Source organism: Mangrovimonas sp. DI 80 (assembly GCF_001975575.1).
GTDB lineage: Bacteria > Bacteroidota > Bacteroidia > Flavobacteriales > Flavobacteriaceae > Mangrovimonas_A > Mangrovimonas_A xylaniphaga.
Genome location: NZ_MSDT01000006.1, coordinates 101,377 through 119,972, shown reverse-complemented (window position 1 = coordinate 119,972; position 18,596 = coordinate 101,377). Strand labels below are relative to the sequence as shown.

Here is an 18,596-nt window from a genome sequence, read left to right as displayed (position 1 = left end):
TTCGTATAACACTTTATGTTTTATTTTCCATTGAAGAATACCATCACTCCAATAACAATAATAATAACTACGATAGAAATAAAGATATCTACCCAGCTATAACTGCTTTTGTTGTTGGCTTTTTCTTCTTCAGAAATTGTAGAGAACGTAAGGTTGGCCACTTTTTCTTCTGACGGTGCTTTACTCAAGAAGCTTACTGTAATGATCAATAATACACAGAATAAGAAGAACCATGCACCAAAGGTCAAGAAGTTCATGTCTCCCAAGAAGAACAATACTCCGTTTGGATCAAGCGAACCTTTTACCAATTCCAATACAATTCTAATGGCTGCTACTATCAATCCTACGACTAAAGTAACATAAGCTCCCGTTCCGTTGATTCTCTTTGAGAAGATTCCCAATAAAAATACCGCTGTAATTGGAGGCGCAATATAGGACTGTACACTTTGTAAATATTCATACAATACTCCAGAAATATTGGCCATAATAGGAATCCAAATAATTCCGATGATTACGATAAACACCGTTGCAATTTGTCCTGTTTGCACCAATTTCTTTTCAGGTGTATTCGGTCTTAATTTCTTATAGATATCAACCGTAAATAAGGTAGAACAAGAGTTGAACACCGAAGCCAAAGAACTCATCAATGCTGCCAAAAGTCCTGCTGCAACCAATCCTCTTAAACCAGAAGGCAACAAATTACTCATCAATACAGGGAAGGCCTGATCTGGGGTATCCCAATGTAACTCTCCTCTCATTTTTAATGCCAAGGCAATAATCCCTGGAACCAAGAACAAGAATACAGGAAGCAACTTTAACAAAGCTCCAAAAATAGTTCCTCGTCTTCCTTCCTTAATGTTTTTAGCAGTCAAGGTTCTTTGAACGATATATTGGTCGGTACACCAATACCAAATCCCTACAATGGTACTTGTAATAAACAAGGTTGGCCATGGGAAATCAGGATCTGTAGCTGGTCTCCACATGTTCAAGTACTCAGGAGAAACCGTTTCGGCCATACTCTCCCAACCACCTACGTGGTCCAAACCAATAAAGGTCAATGCTGCAGCACCTACTACCAATACAATTGCTTGTAGGGTTTCAGTATATACTACCGCACGCATTCCTCCTACAACGGTATACAATCCTGTTAAGATTACCGTAGCCAAAGCTCCAGTCCAGAAATCAATTCCTAATAAAGCGGACACTACCACACCTCCTGCGTAAATGGTTACCGAAATTTTGGTAAGTACATAAGCTGCAATGGAGAAAATGGACAAGATCCAACGTGAACGCGAATCGAAACGTTTTTCCAAGAACTCAGGCATGGTAAACACACCACTTCTGGCATAAAATGGTAAGAATACCCAACCGAGAATCAATACCACCCAGGCCTGAATCTCGTAAATAAGCATTGGTAATTTATTTCCTGCTCCGGCTCCCGCCAATCCTACAACGTGTTCTGACCCGATATTGGAGGCAAAAATAGACGCTCCAACCACAAACCATCCCACATTTCTTCCCGCGAGGAAATAGTCTTCTGTATTATTTTGTTTTTTTCTGATGATCCAAACGGCAATTCCTACCAATACCAGAAAATATACCCCAATAAATATCCAATCTAAAGTATCTAAAGTCTTCATTTGCTCTTCTTATTTAGTTGAAAATTTATAAATGGTCGTCGTTGTATAGGTTTCTTTTGGTTGTAAAACCGTAGAAGGAAACTCTGGCTGATTAGGAGAATCTGGATAATGTTGTGTTTCTAAACAAAACCCTGTTCTATGTCCATAAGTCCCACCATCTGGCATTGGCAAAGTGCCATCCAAAAAGTTCCCGGTGTAGAATTGCATTCCAGGTTCATCGGTAAATACTTCCATAAAACGTCCACTAGTAGCATCAAAAGCAGAACCTACTTTTCTCAAGCTTCCAGCTTCTCCGTTCAATATCCAACAATGATCGTAACCTTTTCCTAAAGTCAATTGCTCATTATCTGCTTCAATATCTTTTCCTACAGTTTTTGCCGTTCTGAAATCGAAAGGTGTTCCTTCCACGCTTCTGATTTCTCCTGTTGGAATCAAGGTAGCATCTACTGGTAAAAATGCATCTGCATCCAATACCACTTCATGGTCTAAAATAGATTTTGAAAAATCTCCAGACAGGTTAAAGTAACTGTGCTGGGTTAAATTCACCACCGTAGTTTTGTTGGTAGTGGCTTTATACGAAACCTTCAACTCATTGTCTTTGGTCAACACATACGTTACGGTCACGTTCAAATCTCCTGGATAACCTTCTTCTCCATTCTTGCTCAAATAATTCAATCTCAACGTTGAATCCTCTTCGCCTTCGATAGCTTCGGCTTTCCAAACTACGCGGTCAAAACCATCCACACCACCATGCAAGTGGTTTGGTCCATCGTTGGTTGCCAAGCTATATTCCTTATCATCCAAAGTAAATTTTCCTTTGGCAATTCGGTTTCCGTAGCGTCCGATCAACGCACCAAAGAATGGGTTATCCGCCAAGTAATCCTCTAGCTTATCAAACCCAAGTATGACATTCTCAAACGCTCCTTGCTTATTAGGTATTTTAAGGGAAGTAATCCTTCCTCCATAAGTTATTACCTGCATTTCTACCCCGTTATGGTTCTTCAAGGTGAATTTCTCTACCTCTTGACCATCTGGCATCGTGCCAAATATTTCCTTATCAATTGTTAATTTCTCTTTCACTGGAATTGTTGTTTCTGATTCTTCCTTTTTTTCATTTTTACACTGAATATTGCTCAAGGTTAACAGCAACATTAGTGCATAAAACAAGGAACGTTTTAGAATCTTCATGTTTAATTAATTTTAGTTAGTCCTAACCTACTATTATCTATAGTAGGCCTCATTGGTATGTATGGTATTTTTAAAATCCCTGATGGTTGTATGTTCATCAATCACCAAAGATTCTATGCCCGCAATTTCGGCAAAATCTTCCAATTGCTCAACCGATACATTTTCACTGTAACAAGTATGGTGGGCTCCACCTCCTAAAATCCAAGCCGTACATGCAGTTTCGAAATCTGGTAATGGTTTCCACATAATTCTTGCTACAGGCAATTTAGGCAAGGCTTCTTTCACTTCTTCACCAACTGTTTTGTTGATCAACAATCTGAAACGGTTTCCAAAGTCCATTAAACCAGCAACCAAAGAATCGCCTGCTCTACCATTAAATACCAAACGTACAGGATCTGCTTTTCCTCCAATTCCTAAAGGATGTACTTCACAAGAAGGTCTTGAAGCCGCCAATACAGGATCTACTTCCAACATGTGCGATCCTAAAATTCTAGGTTCTTTAGGATCTAGGTGGTAAGTGTAGTCTTCCATAAAGGCATTTCCACCTTCCAATCCAGCTCCCATAACCTTCATAGCACGTACCAAAGCAGCCGTTTTCCAGTCACCTTCTCCTGCGAAGGAATATCCCTTTTGCATCAAACGTTGTACAGCAATACCTGGCAATTGTACCATTCCGTGTAAATCTTCAAACGTATCGGTGAATCCTTTAAACCCACCATCAACCAGGAACTTCTCAAGTCCTAATTCAATACGAGCTGCTTCAATTAAAGACTGTCTGTACTCTCCGCCTTCCAACAAGGAATCAACCATGTTATAAGAACTTTCATATTCCTTAACCAATTCAGCGATAGCTTCATCAGATACACCGTTGATAACTTCTACTAAATCACCAACAGCATAAGTGTTCACTGAAAAACCAAATTTAGTTTCCGCTTCTACTTTATCGCCATCAGTTACAGCAACAAAACGCATGTTGTCTCCAAAACGAGCAAACTTAGCACCTTGCCAATCGTCCCATCCTGCAGCAACACGAGTCCAATCTCCAATTTTCTTTTGAACAGATTCTTGAGACCAGTGACCAACCACTACTTTTCTGTTTTTACGCAATCTGCTTACTATAAATCCAAACTCACGGTCACCGTGGGCCGCTTGGTTCAAGTTCATAAAATCCATATCGATGGAATCCCAAGGAATGTCTCTGTTGAATTGCGTATGTAAGTGACACAAAGGTTTTTGAAGTGCCGTTAACCCACGAATCCACATTTTAGCTGGTGAAAACGTATGCATCCAAGTAATAATCCCAATACAGTTAGCCTCCTGATTAGCTGCGGTTAAGGTTTCATAAATTTCTTCGGTAGTCTTTACCGTTGGCTTGAAAACTACTTTTACAGGAATTTGCTGAGATGCGTTCAAAGCTTCAACAATTTCCGAAGAGTTTTTGGCCACTTGCTCCAATGTTTCTGGGCCGTATAGATGTTGGCTTCCTGTGATGAACCAAACTTCCTTTTGTGATATATCAATCATAATTGTGTGTATTAATTATTGACCGTAATAGGCATTTTTACCGTGCTTACGCTCGTAGTGTTTTTTTATTAATGAATCTTTTAATCTTGGTGCACTTGGGTTGATTTGAAGTGTTAAATAGGCCATTTCTGCCACCACTTCCAGCACCTTACTGTTATATACTGCCTTAGCAGCATCTTTACCCCAAGTAAATGGGCCATGGTTTCCAATTAGTACCATTTCCACTTCTTGATGCGAAATGTTTTTATCCTTGAAACAGTTCAAAATTTGAATCCCCGTGTTGTGCTCATAATTCCCTTCAATAAGGTCGTCGCTCATAGGTGGTGCACAAGGAATATCGGCTGTTAAATGATCGGCGTGGGTGGTTCCAAAAATAGGAATGTCTCTTTGCGCCTGCGCCCATGATACCGAATACGTAGCATGCGTATGGGCAATCCCACCGATGTCATCCCAATTTTTATACAAAAAGGAATGCGTTTTGGTATCGGAAGACGGTCTCATGGTTCCTTCCACAATATTGTTGTCGTAATCCAAGATCACGATATCTTCAGGCTTCAAAATTTCATACGGCACCCCGCTTGGCTTAATGGCAAATACGCCATTGGCTCTGTCTACAGCACTTACATTTCCGAAAGTGTACACTACAAGGTTCAAGGCATTCAATTGCATGTTTGCCTCGTAACATTCTTCTTTTAAAGATTTATACTTAGAACTCATTACTTTTTGGATTTAATGTTAGTTTCAACATAGGCTGCCAACGTTTTGTAGGCCTCCATATAATTGGCATACACCTTCACTTGTTCTGTTTGCGGAAAATATTCTGCCTCAAAGTCACTTCCCATGACTTTACTGGCTTCAATTACGTTTGGATATAAACCTGCTGCTACAGCGGCATAAATGGCAGCCCCCAAAGCTGGTGCTTGGTCTGATTCTGCCACTTTAATAGGCATGTTCAAAACGTTGGCCAAAGTTTGCATGATGAAGGGCGACTTTCTTGCCACGCCTCCAATTCCGATAACAGATTCTATTTTCACGCCTTCGCTTTCAAAACGATCCACGATCATTTTGGAACCAAAACAAATAGAATTCACCAAAGCCTTGAAGATATGAGGCGCTTTTGTTCCCAAGGAAATTCCAGAGATGGCACTTTTCAACTCTTGGTTGGCATCAGGCGTTCTTCTTCCGTTTACCCAGTCCAAAGCAATTGGAATGGCTTCTGAAATTGGAATTCTCTCAGCCTGTTCCGCTAAAGTACGAATGAACTTAGCTTCAACTTCTTCACTTAAAGCTTTCTTTTGCTCATCTGACAACACTTTAGAAGTCAACACAAGGTTTTCGATAGGCCAAGACAACACATCTTTAAACCAAGCCAAGACATCCCCAAAGGCAGACTGACCAGCTTCCAAACCAATCATTCCAGGAATCACAGATCCATCTACTTGCCCACAAATTCCTTTTACACAGTTATCCCCAATCACTTCGCGAGGTGATACCATGATATCGCAAGTAGAGGTTCCCATAACACGTACCAACGCATTATTGTCAACCTTAGCTCCCACCGCACCAGAATGTGCATCGAAAGTACCCACGGCGATTACGGTTTTTGTTGACAGACCAAGTTTGTTGGCCCACTCTTCATTAAGGTGACCCGCAATATCGTCGGACGTAAAGGTGTCTGTATATAATTTATCTTTTAAATCGGCTAAATATGGATCCAATTGTCCTAAGAATTCCTTAGCTGGCAATCCTCCCCAACTCTCATGCCACATGGCTTTATGTCCCGCAGCACAACGGCTTCTTTTAAACGTATTTAAATCTTTGTTATCGGCTAATAAATAGGTGATGTAATCGCAGTGCTCCATCCAAGTGTAAGCCTGCTCTTTTACAGCCTTATCCTCTCTGGCAATATGTAATATTTTTGCCCAAAACCATTCAGAAGAGTAAATTCCTCCCTCAAATTTGGTATAGTCTTCACCTCCCCAAGTTCTAGCCAATTCATTGATTTCATTCGCTTCTGCAACCGAAGTATGATCTTTCCAAAGTACCATCATAGCATTTGGATTTTCAGTGAACCCATCCACAAAAGCCAATGGTGTCCCATCTACTGTCAATGGCATTGGTGAGGACCCAGTAGTATCAATACAAATTCCCACTACCGCCTCTGGTTTCACGTCACTTTGCTGCATTACTGAGGTAATGGTATGTTCAAGTCCTTCAATATGATCTAAAGGATGTTGCCTGAATTGGTTAATTCCCGCATTACAATATTTTTGTTCCTTCCATCGTGGATACCAAAACACTTCCGAAGCCAATTCGGCTCCGTTTTGTGTATCAATCAAGACCGCACGAACAGAATCCGACCCATAATCTAATCCTATAACATATGTTTTCATCTTAACTTGTTTAGTTGTTTGTATACAAAGATACGCTTTACATTAAAATAAGTGTATTTTATACACTTTTAAATTTTAGTTTTAACATTCAAAACAATAGGTCACAAATTTGACCTAATAAAACTCAAAAAGAGGCTTCCCTTTTTCATCAAATTTCAGCTCCAACATTCTAGCATGTCGGTTTGGATCGTATAGTGGATCGGCCACAATTTCCTCCAAAGGTCTAGTATCAGTTTTCGGAACAACTGCTGGATCACCAACTGCATTTTCATAATCTCTTGCATGATAGATGCACAATGGCGTTGTATCATCTTCTGCCACGGTAAAGCAATTATGCCCTGGGCCAAAAATTTTCTTATCGTAATTGGTTTCCAATACCGGATATCTGGTTTTTGTCCATGAATTTCTATCTAGTAAATCGGCAGTTTCATCCGCTTCCATATAACCCATACAATAACAGGCTCCAGTAGCACTAGCCGAAAAGGTGATAAATATTTTGCCGTTGTGTTTTAAAACGGCTGGACCTTCATTCACCCAAAAGCCGATACGCTCCCAATCGTAATCTGGCGTGGTCAGCATGAACTGCGTTGTTTTAAGTTTTATTGGCGATTCCATTTCTGCCAAATACAAATTGGACGCCGCAAATTGACCTCCTGTTTTTTCAGCCCAACAGAAATAACGCTTGCCATTATTTTCAAACACGGTACCATCCAATGAAAAGTCGATGAATGATTTTTCGTCACCATCGGCAGCTTGCATCATCCCCAACTCAATCCATTCATCATTAAGAGGGTCTTCACCTGTACACTCTAAAACATAAGGTCGTAATGCCCAGATATCCTCCTCTTCACTAGCCGCAAAATACACATACCATTTACCATCCAAATAATGAATCTCAGGCGCCCAGATATGACGGCTCATTGGACCACTTTCATGCTTGAACCACACATCAAAGGTTTCGGCATTCGGCAGTTCAGCAATTGTTTTCGCTCTTCTCAGTTCAATACGATCATAGGTTGGCACAGACCCCGTGAAATAGTAATATCCATCAGTATGTTTATAAATAAACGGGTCAGCACGTTGCTCTACAATCGGTGCATTTTTTTCAGAACTCTCCATCTTCATTGTTATATATTTAATTTCTTTTTAATTGTTTCGTAATATGAATCGGTGATTTTGTAACGGAACATCATTCCTCCCATAATCACATGGAATATTCCTGGAATTACTGTTAGCATTAAGGCGATTCCCCAAAGGGCAAATTCAGTTTGCGTTTCTGCTTTTGGTACATATTCGAAGAAATCCAATAAATATCCTACGGCAGCTCCGGCGATTCCCATTCCCAATTTTTGAGCAAAGGAAATTCCTCCAAAGGACAAACCAGACACGCGTTTTCCTGATTCGGCATGACCGTAATCCACCGCTTCTGCGATAGCCGACCAGAAAACTGGCGCATGTAAATCGACTACAAAAGACAAGATGAAATACAGTACATAGGCCATCACAAGGTTTCCTGGCTGTACTACCAATAACATAATAAGACTAATCACTCCCACCGCAATTTGGGACCATTTAAACAATTTTACCTTACAGTATTTTTTGGTAATAAATGTCGAGGCTGGCATAGCTAAAATAGCCGCCGCAACCCCAGTTGCCATAAACGATGATTGCACACTGGCATCACCACCCAAGAAATATTTAGCATAAAAAATGGCTACTGAATTACGGATTACGTAACCCACGGTACCGAAGAAACACACCCCAAATAAAAGGGTCCACTGCCCATTTTTCAACAACAACTGAAACTGTTCTTTCAAAGGCTTATCCTCTACCACATGTTCTACGCGTTCTCTTGTGGTAAAAAAGCTAAATAAGAACAATAGGGTTCCTAAAAGGGCCATTAAACCCATGGCCATTTGATAGCCTCTACCCAAATCATCTTTTCCAAACTTCTCCGCCAAAATAGGTACGACGATAGACACTAAGAAGGCTGCTACCTTAGCAAAGAACAGTCGGTAACCATTAGCCGACAAACGTTCTTGAGGATCGCTGGTCAACACCCCAATTAAAGAGATATACGGAATTGTTACCGATGTAAACATTATCGTCACAAATATGTAAGTGATGTACGCATAGATCATTTTACCGGCATAATCAAAATTGGGTGTGGTGAAGGTTAAAAACACCGAAATCCCAAAAGGCACCGCTAAGAACAAAAAGTAATGCCTGTAACGTCCCCATTTGGTCGTAAACTTATCGGTGATCAATCCCATTAAAGGATCCGTAATAGCATCGATTAATCGTACCAATAAAAACAATAAGGCCATGTCTTTAGGCTTCAACCCAAACACGTCCGTGTAAAAGAAGGTGATGATAAGGAACATGGAAGATATCACAACATTTACCGCTGCGTCTCCAGAGCCATATCCAATTTTTTCAAGTAGGCTTAATTTTTGATTTTCTGATTTCATATGGTCTTTTTCAAAATACTATTTCTAGCAGTGAGGCACAATTTTCATTGATCTCTATTAGCAATTATTTTTTTCTTGTTTTCTATTCATTTGAAGTACCAGAGACACTCATTAAGCGTACCCCATAAATTCCTGCCGTTGTTGAATTTTCATCGGCTATAAAGCGTACTTCCAAAAGCTCGTTCTCTTTCACAATATCCTCAGGCAATTCATAATCCACTTCAAAAAACGTATTGCCTTTATCTCCTTTTAATTTGGGATTGGCAATAGTCTGTCCATTCACACTAATCTTAAAATTCCTATTGGCGTCCAACCCAAAATAGGTGATGCGTAAAGCTTTTGCTTCAGCTTCCTTATTTTTCAGCTCGTAACTAAACCAACCCGAAGCATCGCGCCAGTGACGGTTTTGGTTCACTCCAGAATTGGAACGCTCTGATTTAAAACCATGATCTGACTCCGGTTGCTGTTCTCCAGGTGCGACATAGTCCAAAGTGATGGATCGCAAATAGGCTTCGGCTTTCTCCTTTTCAGCCAACTCCCGTTGCATTTGCTCTAGGCCTTCAGGTGTTTCATTTTTGAAATAAATAGCATAGCGCTTTTCGTGGATTTTATAAAATGGCTGAAGTACCAAATTCTTATAGGTTTGTGGATATACTAAATCTTCTACGGTAAACTGTAGCGGCTTTCCTTGTACCGGCTTTATTTTTGTTAAAATATCCTCTCCTTTTTCTGACAGAAACATTGGGGCTTCCGTCATTGGTAAAAACGGCCCGTGAGCAATATGACCACCTCGACTATCGTCTGCAAACAAACCATCTTGATGGTCCTCTCCCGTTACTGCGGCCAAAACGATTGGCCCATATTTTACAGACACATAGCCTGACTGATCAGGAATTTGCTCCAAACTTAAATGCATTGGCAATTCCATAGTGATTCGGTCACCAGATTTCCATTTTCTATAAATTGGAATATAAGATCCTGGAGTTCCTTCAACTTCAATAGACTTTCCGTTAATAGAAATTTTTAAATTACCGGCTGCCACCCATTGTGGATATCGCAACATCAAGGTAGTTTTTCTTGCTTTTTTACTCTCCCAAATCAAGGTTGTAGTAGCTTCTTCGGGAAAATTGGTTTCTTGTGTAATGCTTGCTTGTTGCGCTTCCCAATTTACTTTGGAAGGCATGAAAAGATTCACATAAAGTGCATCGTCAGTTTTGGCATAAATCAACTCATTGTATTTGGTATGGTTTTCCATCCCAGAGCCAACACAACACCAAAAGCTTGTTTCCGGTTGCGAGTACACGCGGTAATGCCCCGGACGCATTGGTGTGAAATACACAAAACCTCCCTTAGGATTTTGAGAGGACAAAATATGATTGTAAAGGCCGCGTTCGTAAAAATCGATATACGCTTCGTTGGCGGTATCCTCAAACAAAAGCTTGCTCAACTTTAGCATATTGTAGGTGTTACAGGTCTCAGGCCCCTCTTGACTACTTAGCACATCACTAAAATCATCGATTGGGTTAAAATGCTCCCGTACACTGTTCCCGCCTATGCTTAGAGTTCGCTCCTTTGTAACATTGTTATAAAAATTATAAGCTGCATCATGGTAAATAGCATCATGATCCAACTGTGAAATACGCTCGAACCCAATAAATTTCGGAATCTGCGTATTGGCATGCATACCTGTTAAAATATCTTTGTTTTCTGCCAGTGGTTCTAACAAGGCTTTTTCAGAAAAGCGCTTGGCCAACAGCAAATACTTTGTTTCCCCTGTAATGTGATACAACTCTGCGAAAACTTCATTCAATCCCCCATGTTCTGAACGCAACATGTCTTGTACCTGTGCCTCTGATAAGTTTTTGGTCACCCCAATAAACCAATCGGTTAAAGCAACCAACATGGTTTTAGCTTGTGGTTTCTGGGCAAATACCCAAGCATCCTTTAAGCCTGCAAAGGTTTTATGGATGTTATAAAGCGGCACCCATTTATCATTCAAACTAAAACTTCCAGCATTGATGTGCCCATTTTCAATTTCGGTCCATAAAGCCTTACTACCAGGAATTCCACCAATGTATCCATTTCCGTTTGCCTGTTGCACACGCTGCAATTCGGACAACACGTAATCAATCAACTCATTGGCTTTTGCATCATTTGTGGAGGCGTAATACATTGACAAAGCCGACAAATAATGCCCGAAAGTATGCCCATCCAATCCGGTATTTTCCCAATTGGTGTAAGATGGCGCTTTGGGCGCCAAACCTGCTTCTCGAAGAAATGGCGACAGCAGTCTATCTGGGTTTAACTGTTGTATATAATTAAAATCAGTTTCTGCGGCTTCCTTAAATACACCGGAAGTCACAGAAACTTGATTTAATGGGAATAGGTTTACCGCTTCTTGTGCCGTGGCCGTCAGCGTGCAAATAATTCCCAAACTTGCTATTAATGATTTCATTTTAATCTAGTACATTGTCTTTTAGACTTGGCCATAAATCGGCATCCCATTTCAATTCAGAAACTCGAAGTTTAGGCAAACCTTTATCGGATGCATCATAACCATGGAAGAAAATATAATCCTTACCATTGAAGGTATACACACTATTATGCCCTGCACCATACCATTTCTCATTGCCTTCAAGCACCAAAGTTCCACCACCTTCATTTAAGGGCTTTCCTTCTCTATCTACATAAGGTCCCATCACTGTTTTAGAGCGTCCAACCACCACTTTATAGGTACTGTTTTCTCCGCGGCAACAATAGTCCCAAGACAAAAACTGATAGTAGTAATCCCCTTTTTTGAAAATGAACGGACCTTCCAAAGCGGCATCACCTGCATCAGCATCTTCTTTTTCAAATGAACGCTCACGACGAGCAATGGTATACCACTCTTCAGGATCTGCAAGTGATTTTAAATCTTGTGCCATTTTCACCATTTTGAGCCCTCCCCAAAACGATCCAAAAGCCATCCAAGGCGTTCCTTGTTCATCAAAGATTAGATTAGGGTCAATGGCATTCCAATAATCCCTATTCGGGATGGATTGAATTACAATTCCTTGATCTTCCCATTTGTAATTTTTATCCTTAGGATTTAAGGTCGTATTGGTTACCAAGCCTATCGCGGACGTGTTTTTTCCAAAAGCAGAAATGGAATAATACAAGTAGTAGGTACCCTTATGCAAGGTAATGTCCGGCGCCCAAATATGTCCATTGAATCCAGGCGCTACTTCTTTAGCCCATTTTGGATTTACTGAGAACACAGGATCGGCCTGTGTCCATGTTTTTAAATCCTTGGATGTAAAACTGGTAATGCCAGGCCCGGTACAAAATAAATAATAGGTATCTCCCTGCTTGGCTATGACAGGATCATGGGTTATAGGCTTATCTGTTTGGGCCAATACCATCATCCCTGCCAACAAAGCAAAGACTGCTATAGATTGCTTTATAAATTTCATAACTCTATTTTTGAATTCCTTCAGAAGTCATTACCACACGTTGCAGCGTGCCATCTTGATTGTAGTTCAGCTCATCGATACATACCGATCTTCTAAAACTACCTCCATTAGGATTGATCCCTCCCGTATGGTAGATGAAATAATCCTTTCCTTTATATTCAATGATTGCTTGGTGGTTCGTGTTACAATTCCCCGCCAATTCATTTAAGATCCCTTTGTATTCCCATGGTCCGGTAACCGATTTACTCATGGCATACACAATTTTTTCTGGAAATTCTGATGCGTACGACAAATAATACCAATCGCCTTTTTTATGAATCCAAGGTGCTTCGGTAAACTTAGGCACATCAATCACATGGATTGGCCCGTCAAGTTCCACCATATTTTCTTTCAACTTGGCATACTTACAAACCGTATTTCCCCAAAATAAATAGGCCTGACCGTCATCATCGATAATTACCGACGGATCAATATCATCCCAAGAAATATCCGAATGCGTTGTCATGTCGTTGGTCACCAAAGCTTTTCCTAGGGCATCCTTAAAAGGTCCTATTGGAGAATCGGCCACTGCCACTCCAACTGCTTTCCCAGGATGGGTATCATCATGCTCTACGGTAACATACCAATAGAATTTTCCGTTACGCTCGATTACCTGAGCAGCCCAAGCATCGCCTTTGGCCCATTTAAAATCTGATGGTTTTAATGGTACGGGATGTTCTTGCCAATCTACCATATTTGTAGAGGAATACACCAACCATTCGTTCATTCTATAGAAATGAAAATCGTTTGGCGCTTCATCATGGCCAGCATATAAGTACACCGTTCCATCGTGCACCAAAGCAGCAGGATCTGCGGTAAACTTATCTTTAATAATTGGGTTATTGATCTGTAATGGTGCTTTTGCAACCTCTTTTTCAGTAGGTATCACCTCTGCAATTTCAAGAGTCTTATTCTGTTCTTTACATGACAAGAACAAAGCCACTCCCAAGGTCAATGCTATACTATATTTCATCTGTTCGATTTTATTTCAATTGTCAGATGGAACTTTATATATTTTTTTGATACTTCATCAGTTAGTTAAGTATCTAAAAATTCATAGTCGTTTCATCATTATTTAATTTATTTTTTTGGCCCAAATCGGCTTTCCATCAACGGTTAAACCAGAATATGAAATGGTCACCCCTCTTGGAGAGGCCTCCCAATCCCAAGCATCAAACAACTTACACTCATTCCCGTTTATGGTTAGCGTATTAGTGTCCGTATCCAAGCTCCATGTTCCTGAAACAGCACCAGACAAAGTTCCATTACTGTTAAACACGATGGTTTCTGAGGTTTGCATTACCTGATATTGGTAGTTCATTGTTATTTGTTCCCAAATTCCAGAAATATCCTCAGCAGTAATTTCGGTTTCCGGTACAGCCGCATATCTTTCAGGAGCAACCACAGGCCATCCATCTGAAGTCCACTTTAACTCCCTAACATGCCCCATCATCACAGCATTGGATACATTGATTCCAGGAACCCCTTCTGGCAACCTAGCCTGAGAGGAGAAATACCACTTTTGAGTGGCTTCATCCTGAAATACCGTACAGTGTGAAATTCCAACCCATCCTGTATGATTGTTGAACTGATAAGGATGTGTTAACATTGGCCAACACTCGGCACCTTCAGATACATTTTGATTATCGATACCGTAATAAGGTCCCATAATATCGGTAGCTCTTGCAACTCTGGTGTTGTAAGCTTTAGACAATTCGTCATAAGCCAAAAACAGGTAATAATATCCAGTATCTGGATTGTAAATGATTTCAGCTCCCTCGGTTCCTTGCCATCTATTGGTATTTATATTACCACGTCCTGCGATTCTCGTACCATAATCCTCAACGGTATCCAATTGAAATGGTTTTCCTGTAGCAGGATCCAACTGTACGGCTGCAATTCCTGTCATCCAAGAACCATAGACCAACCAATGTTCCCCTCCTGGAGTTACAATATAACTAGGGTCGATACCATTAAACTTGTAGTACGAACTCCAGTCATTGCAACTCGTTCTGTAACGATCTTCAATTCCATCAGGAATGGCTGTTACTACCATACCTTTATCTTCCCAATTGTTGGAAGCCAAATCGGTAGTTTCCATCATCCCAATATAAGGACGCTCTCCCCATGAGGCACATGGATCGGTTCCCTCAATCAACTCATCCACCACAATACTGTAGTACATTCTGTAAACGCCATTCACGTTTTTCACACACGGTGCCCAAAAGCCATAGTTGGGACTATCGATTTCAGGCAATCCCATTTGTACTCTTTTGGTATTCATGGAATCCTTTACCCAAGCAGGGGCATTATCCATAGTGCTTCCCAAATATTCCCAATTCACCAAATCGGTAGAGCGTCGACCATGAAAATGGCCATGTCCGTCATGGGCATTCCCGTAGGACGCATCGGTTTGGTACATGTAAAAATAAATATCTTGCTTTACTACTGTTGGATCATGCACATTGGCCAAGTTCCAATTACTTCTATTGGACCATGAAGAAATCGGTGTATAATTATCTGAGTAAGTTGGACCATCAAAGGTATTTTCAATTGGGTCATCATCTGTAGGATCTTCACCTCCGATAGGGTCTTCTGTAGTGCTGTCGTCTTTGGAACAGCCTAAGGCTGTTCCTAAGATCAACAGTATCATAAATATTCTTTTGATAGTTATCATGACTATATATTATTTAGCTTCCAATACTACTACTGATAAAGCAGGAACCGTTATCTGAAGTTTCCCTTTCTTCAATTTGAAATCCTTAAATGCTACTGGAGCAATTTTACTAGGATTATCAAAAGAGTTGTAATCGTGTACATCGGAAGACGTCAATACCGTACCTGTCACATTTATAATCTTCAATGCATCTACATCAATACTGATAGTATGTTCTTTTGTAGGATCAATGTTCACCAAAGAAATGTGCTTTTCATTCTCAGCATTGTAAGATGCCGAAATTGAAACAGCCGGTAAGGATTGACCATTCAAAGTATATTGAGGCGATGTGAATGACACTGGCATTAATGTAGCATCTTGGTGCACATTGTACATTTTCATAACATGGTAGGTTGGAGTCAACAACATCTTGTTTCCTTCTGTCAAGATTACTGCTTGCAATACATTTACCGTTTGTGCAAGGTTAGCCACCTTTACTCTATCTGCCCAGTTATTGAAAATATTTAAGGTTACCCCAGCAATCATAGCATCACGCATCGTGTTTTGTTGATACAACACCCCTTTATCTTGGGCTTCACCGTCATACCAGCCTCCCCATTCGTCAACTACTAGGGCAATTTTATGTTCGGCATCATACTTATCCATGATAGCCGTATGCTTAGTTATTAGCTCATCCATTTTTATGGCTTGTTGCATGATCTTGAAGTATTGCGCATCTGTAAAGGATTTGTCTGGTCCTTTATCCCCCCAATCCAACACACAATAGTGGTGCAATGCCACACCATCGATTAAATTTTTAGGAATATCACGCATCAACACTTCTGTCCAATGGTAATCTTCACTGTTTGCTCCAGAAGCAACTCTAAACAAAGCGTTGCTGTTGGTCCAATCGGTCATGAAAGTAGCATACTTTCTATACACATCGGCATAGTATTCTGGGCGCATGTTACCACCGCATCCCCACATTTCATTTCCTACACCCCAAATTCTAACGTTCCATGGTTTTTCACGACCATTTTCACGTCTTAATTTGGCCATAGGACTAATACCGTCATGGTTTACATATTGCAACCACTCGGCAAATTCCTGAACCGTTCCACTACCAACATTGGCAGCCAAATATGGTTCAGCGTTTAAAGCTTCACATAAATTCAAGAAATCATGTGTTCCAAAACTATTATCTTCGGTTGATCCTCCCCACCATTGGTTCACGATCGTAGGTCTATCTTCTTTAGGTCCAATACCATCTTTCCAGTGATACGTATCAGCAAAACAACCTCCTGGCCATCTAAGATTTGGAACTTTCAAATCCTTTAACGCTTCAATAATATCATTTCTTACTCCATTTGTATTTGGAATGGAACTATCTTCTCCTACATAAAAACCGTCATAAATGCAGCGCCCTAAATGCTCTGCAAAATGGCCATAAATATGTTTACTGATTTGAGGCGCGTCCTCTTTTTGTGTAAGGGTTACTTCTACCGTATTTTGAGCGCTTAGGGACAGGCCTAAACACAAAAATACAGCGATTATCAAAGTTGTAATGCTGTTCTTTTTCATATCATTTTTTTATTTTAAAGAAAGACCGCGCGACCGGCGCGGTCTTTCGTAACTGAAGACTAATTCAAAATTAACAAATATTAATATCCTGCATTTTGACCAATGGTCATTAACGGGTTATTATCCATTTCAGATTGTGGAATTGGGAAATACTCTCTTCCAGGAGTGTAACTGTTGTACTCTGGATCTCTAGATTTCAACCATTCCAATTTAGAAGAATCCTCAAGCCATCCCCAACGGCGGATATCGTCAAAACGATGTCCTTCCAAAGCAAACTCCAAGTAACGCTCATGTGCAATTTGGTCACGCATTTGCTGTTGGCTCATTCCTGGGTTTACGGTTGCCAAATCAGGTAAGTTCACACGGTCTCTTACTTGTTGGATATAAGGATAAGCCGCATCGGTTTGTCCTAATTCATTCAAACACTCCGCATACATCAACAACACATCAGCATAACGCATGATACGCTCATTGATTCCCGATCTCCAATCGTATTCATTGGCTTGACTACCATCTGAATTTTGGTATTTAGCACAGTAGATGTCATTTAACTGAGACTCATTACCAGCATAGTGCACTGCAAACTCTACACCGTACAACATCATCCCTGGCTTATTGTAGAACATGGTAGCATCTAATCTAGGATCGATTTCTCCATCTACAGTTAACTCTTCCTGAAACTCATTAAATAAGGTCCAAGTTGGCTGCACATCTGTAAATCCAAATGTAGGCGGTCCATAAGTAATCGCTCTTGCTGAAGTTTTCCCCCAAGCTGAAGAAGGTGTACCTCCCCATCCTAAGTCTACTCCTCCAACTTCTCTGTTAAATTGCACTTCAAAGATAGACTCTTCATTATTCTCATTAACTATAGTAAAGTTATCTCTATAATCTGCTACCAAATCATAAACACCGAACCCGATAACTTGCTCAAAGGCTGTTTTTGCTTCTGCAAATTCATGGTTAAACAAATGTGCTTTTCCTAAGTAGGCTAAAGCCGCGCCTTTAGTTGCACGTCCTTTTTGTCCTTGATCTGGACCAGACACATCATTATAAGACACTGGTAGCAAACTGGCTGCCATTTCAAAATCTGACTTTACTTGAGCCCAACCTTCTTCCTGAGACTTTTGCTCATGGTAAATCTCAACACTTGTCATAGGAAGCGGTACATTTTTAAACATGTTTACCAAATGGAAAAAGTATAGACCTCTCATAAAATAAGCCTGACCCAAAATTCTGTCTTTTAGAGCGGCATCTTCCATTTCTATCCCAGGAACGTTTTCCAACACTTGGTTGGCTCTATAAACACCTTGATAATAAGTCTCAAAAGCCCATCCATAAATGGCCGCATCAGCTACATTAGAATTAAACTTTCCTACATTAGCCATGGCACCCCAAGGCGAATTACTTCTTGTACAATCTCCCTTCAAATCCAACAATAAAGGGGTACTACGCATGTAAGTTCCATCTGTTAACAAACTTCCGTAGACAGCATTTACCCCTTTCAGGGCATCATCGCCATTTTCCCAAAAGGATGCTGCTGTCTCAAAATTCGGGGAAATTTGGTTTAGATCCTCGTCGCTTACACAACTGGTAGCCAACACTGAGGTTGCTACTGCTATTGAATATAATATATTTCTAGTTTTCATAATTTT

13 protein-coding genes are annotated in these 18,596 nt (G+C 40.4%); all 13 read right to left on the bottom strand.

Translation table 11 applies throughout. The features are described 5' to 3' along the window. Positions 1-20: 20 nt before the first annotated feature. Positions 21-1,640: a sodium:solute symporter gene (locus tag BKM32_RS12400; RefSeq protein ID WP_053975825.1), complete on the bottom strand. Its 1,620-nt coding sequence runs from the start codon at positions 1,638-1,640 to the stop codon at positions 21-23. A gap of 9 nt (positions 1,641-1,649) precedes the next feature. Continuing rightward, on the bottom strand, positions 1,650-2,828 hold the full coding sequence (locus tag BKM32_RS12395; RefSeq protein ID WP_076664087.1) for an aldose epimerase family protein: 1,179 nt from the start codon (positions 2,826-2,828) through the stop codon (positions 1,650-1,652). Positions 2,829-2,861: 33 nt separating this feature from the next. Next, positions 2,862-4,352, bottom strand: a complete 1,491-nt coding sequence (gene araA / locus BKM32_RS12390) for an L-arabinose isomerase (protein WP_076664086.1) — start codon at positions 4,350-4,352, stop codon at positions 2,862-2,864. A 15-nt stretch (positions 4,353-4,367) separates the two neighbouring features. Then, entirely contained in the window at positions 4,368-5,069 is a 702-nt protein-coding gene (locus BKM32_RS12385; RefSeq protein ID WP_076664085.1) for an L-ribulose-5-phosphate 4-epimerase, read from the bottom strand. Continuing rightward, positions 5,069-6,745 carry a ribulokinase gene (locus tag BKM32_RS12380; protein WP_076664084.1) on the bottom strand — a complete coding sequence of 559 codons (1,677 nt, stop codon included), beginning with the start codon at positions 6,743-6,745 and terminating at the stop codon, positions 5,069-5,071. The genes BKM32_RS12385 and BKM32_RS12380 overlap by 1 nt, the downstream gene beginning before the upstream one ends. Positions 6,746-6,859: 114 nt before the next feature. After that, the gene (locus BKM32_RS12375) at positions 6,860-7,870 is read right to left on the bottom strand and encodes a glycoside hydrolase family 43 protein (RefSeq protein ID WP_076664083.1); all 1,011 of its coding nucleotides are present in this window, start codon (positions 7,868-7,870) and stop codon (positions 6,860-6,862) included. A gap of 2 nt (positions 7,871-7,872) precedes the next feature. Next, on the bottom strand, positions 7,873-9,216 hold the full coding sequence (locus BKM32_RS12370) for an MFS transporter (protein ID WP_076664082.1): 1,344 nt from the start codon (positions 9,214-9,216) through the stop codon (positions 7,873-7,875). An 82-nt stretch (positions 9,217-9,298) separates the two neighbouring features. Further along, the gene (locus BKM32_RS12365; RefSeq protein ID WP_076664081.1) at positions 9,299-11,671 is read right to left on the bottom strand and encodes a glycoside hydrolase family 127 protein; all 2,373 of its coding nucleotides are present in this window, start codon (positions 11,669-11,671) and stop codon (positions 9,299-9,301) included. A 1-nt stretch (position 11,672) separates the two neighbouring features. Next, complete coding sequence (locus tag BKM32_RS12360; protein WP_076664080.1) at positions 11,673-12,668, bottom strand: arabinan endo-1,5-alpha-L-arabinosidase; 996 nt, start codon at positions 12,666-12,668, stop codon at positions 11,673-11,675. Positions 12,669-12,672: 4 nt separating this feature from the next. Further along, positions 12,673-13,680, bottom strand: a complete 1,008-nt coding sequence (locus BKM32_RS12355; RefSeq protein WP_083702186.1) for a glycoside hydrolase family 43 protein — start codon at positions 13,678-13,680, stop codon at positions 12,673-12,675. A gap of 102 nt (positions 13,681-13,782) precedes the next feature. Then, positions 13,783-15,360: an arabinan endo-1,5-alpha-L-arabinosidase gene (locus tag BKM32_RS12350; protein WP_253187462.1), complete on the bottom strand. Its 1,578-nt coding sequence runs from the start codon at positions 15,358-15,360 to the stop codon at positions 13,783-13,785. 33 nt (positions 15,361-15,393) lie between these two features. Beyond that, positions 15,394-16,944, bottom strand: a complete 1,551-nt coding sequence (locus BKM32_RS12345) for an alpha-N-arabinofuranosidase (protein ID WP_076664078.1) — start codon at positions 16,942-16,944, stop codon at positions 15,394-15,396. A gap of 80 nt (positions 16,945-17,024) precedes the next feature. Next, entirely contained in the window at positions 17,025-18,590 is a 1,566-nt protein-coding gene (locus BKM32_RS12340) for a RagB/SusD family nutrient uptake outer membrane protein (RefSeq protein WP_076664077.1), read from the bottom strand. Between the last annotated feature and the right edge of the window lie 6 nt (positions 18,591-18,596).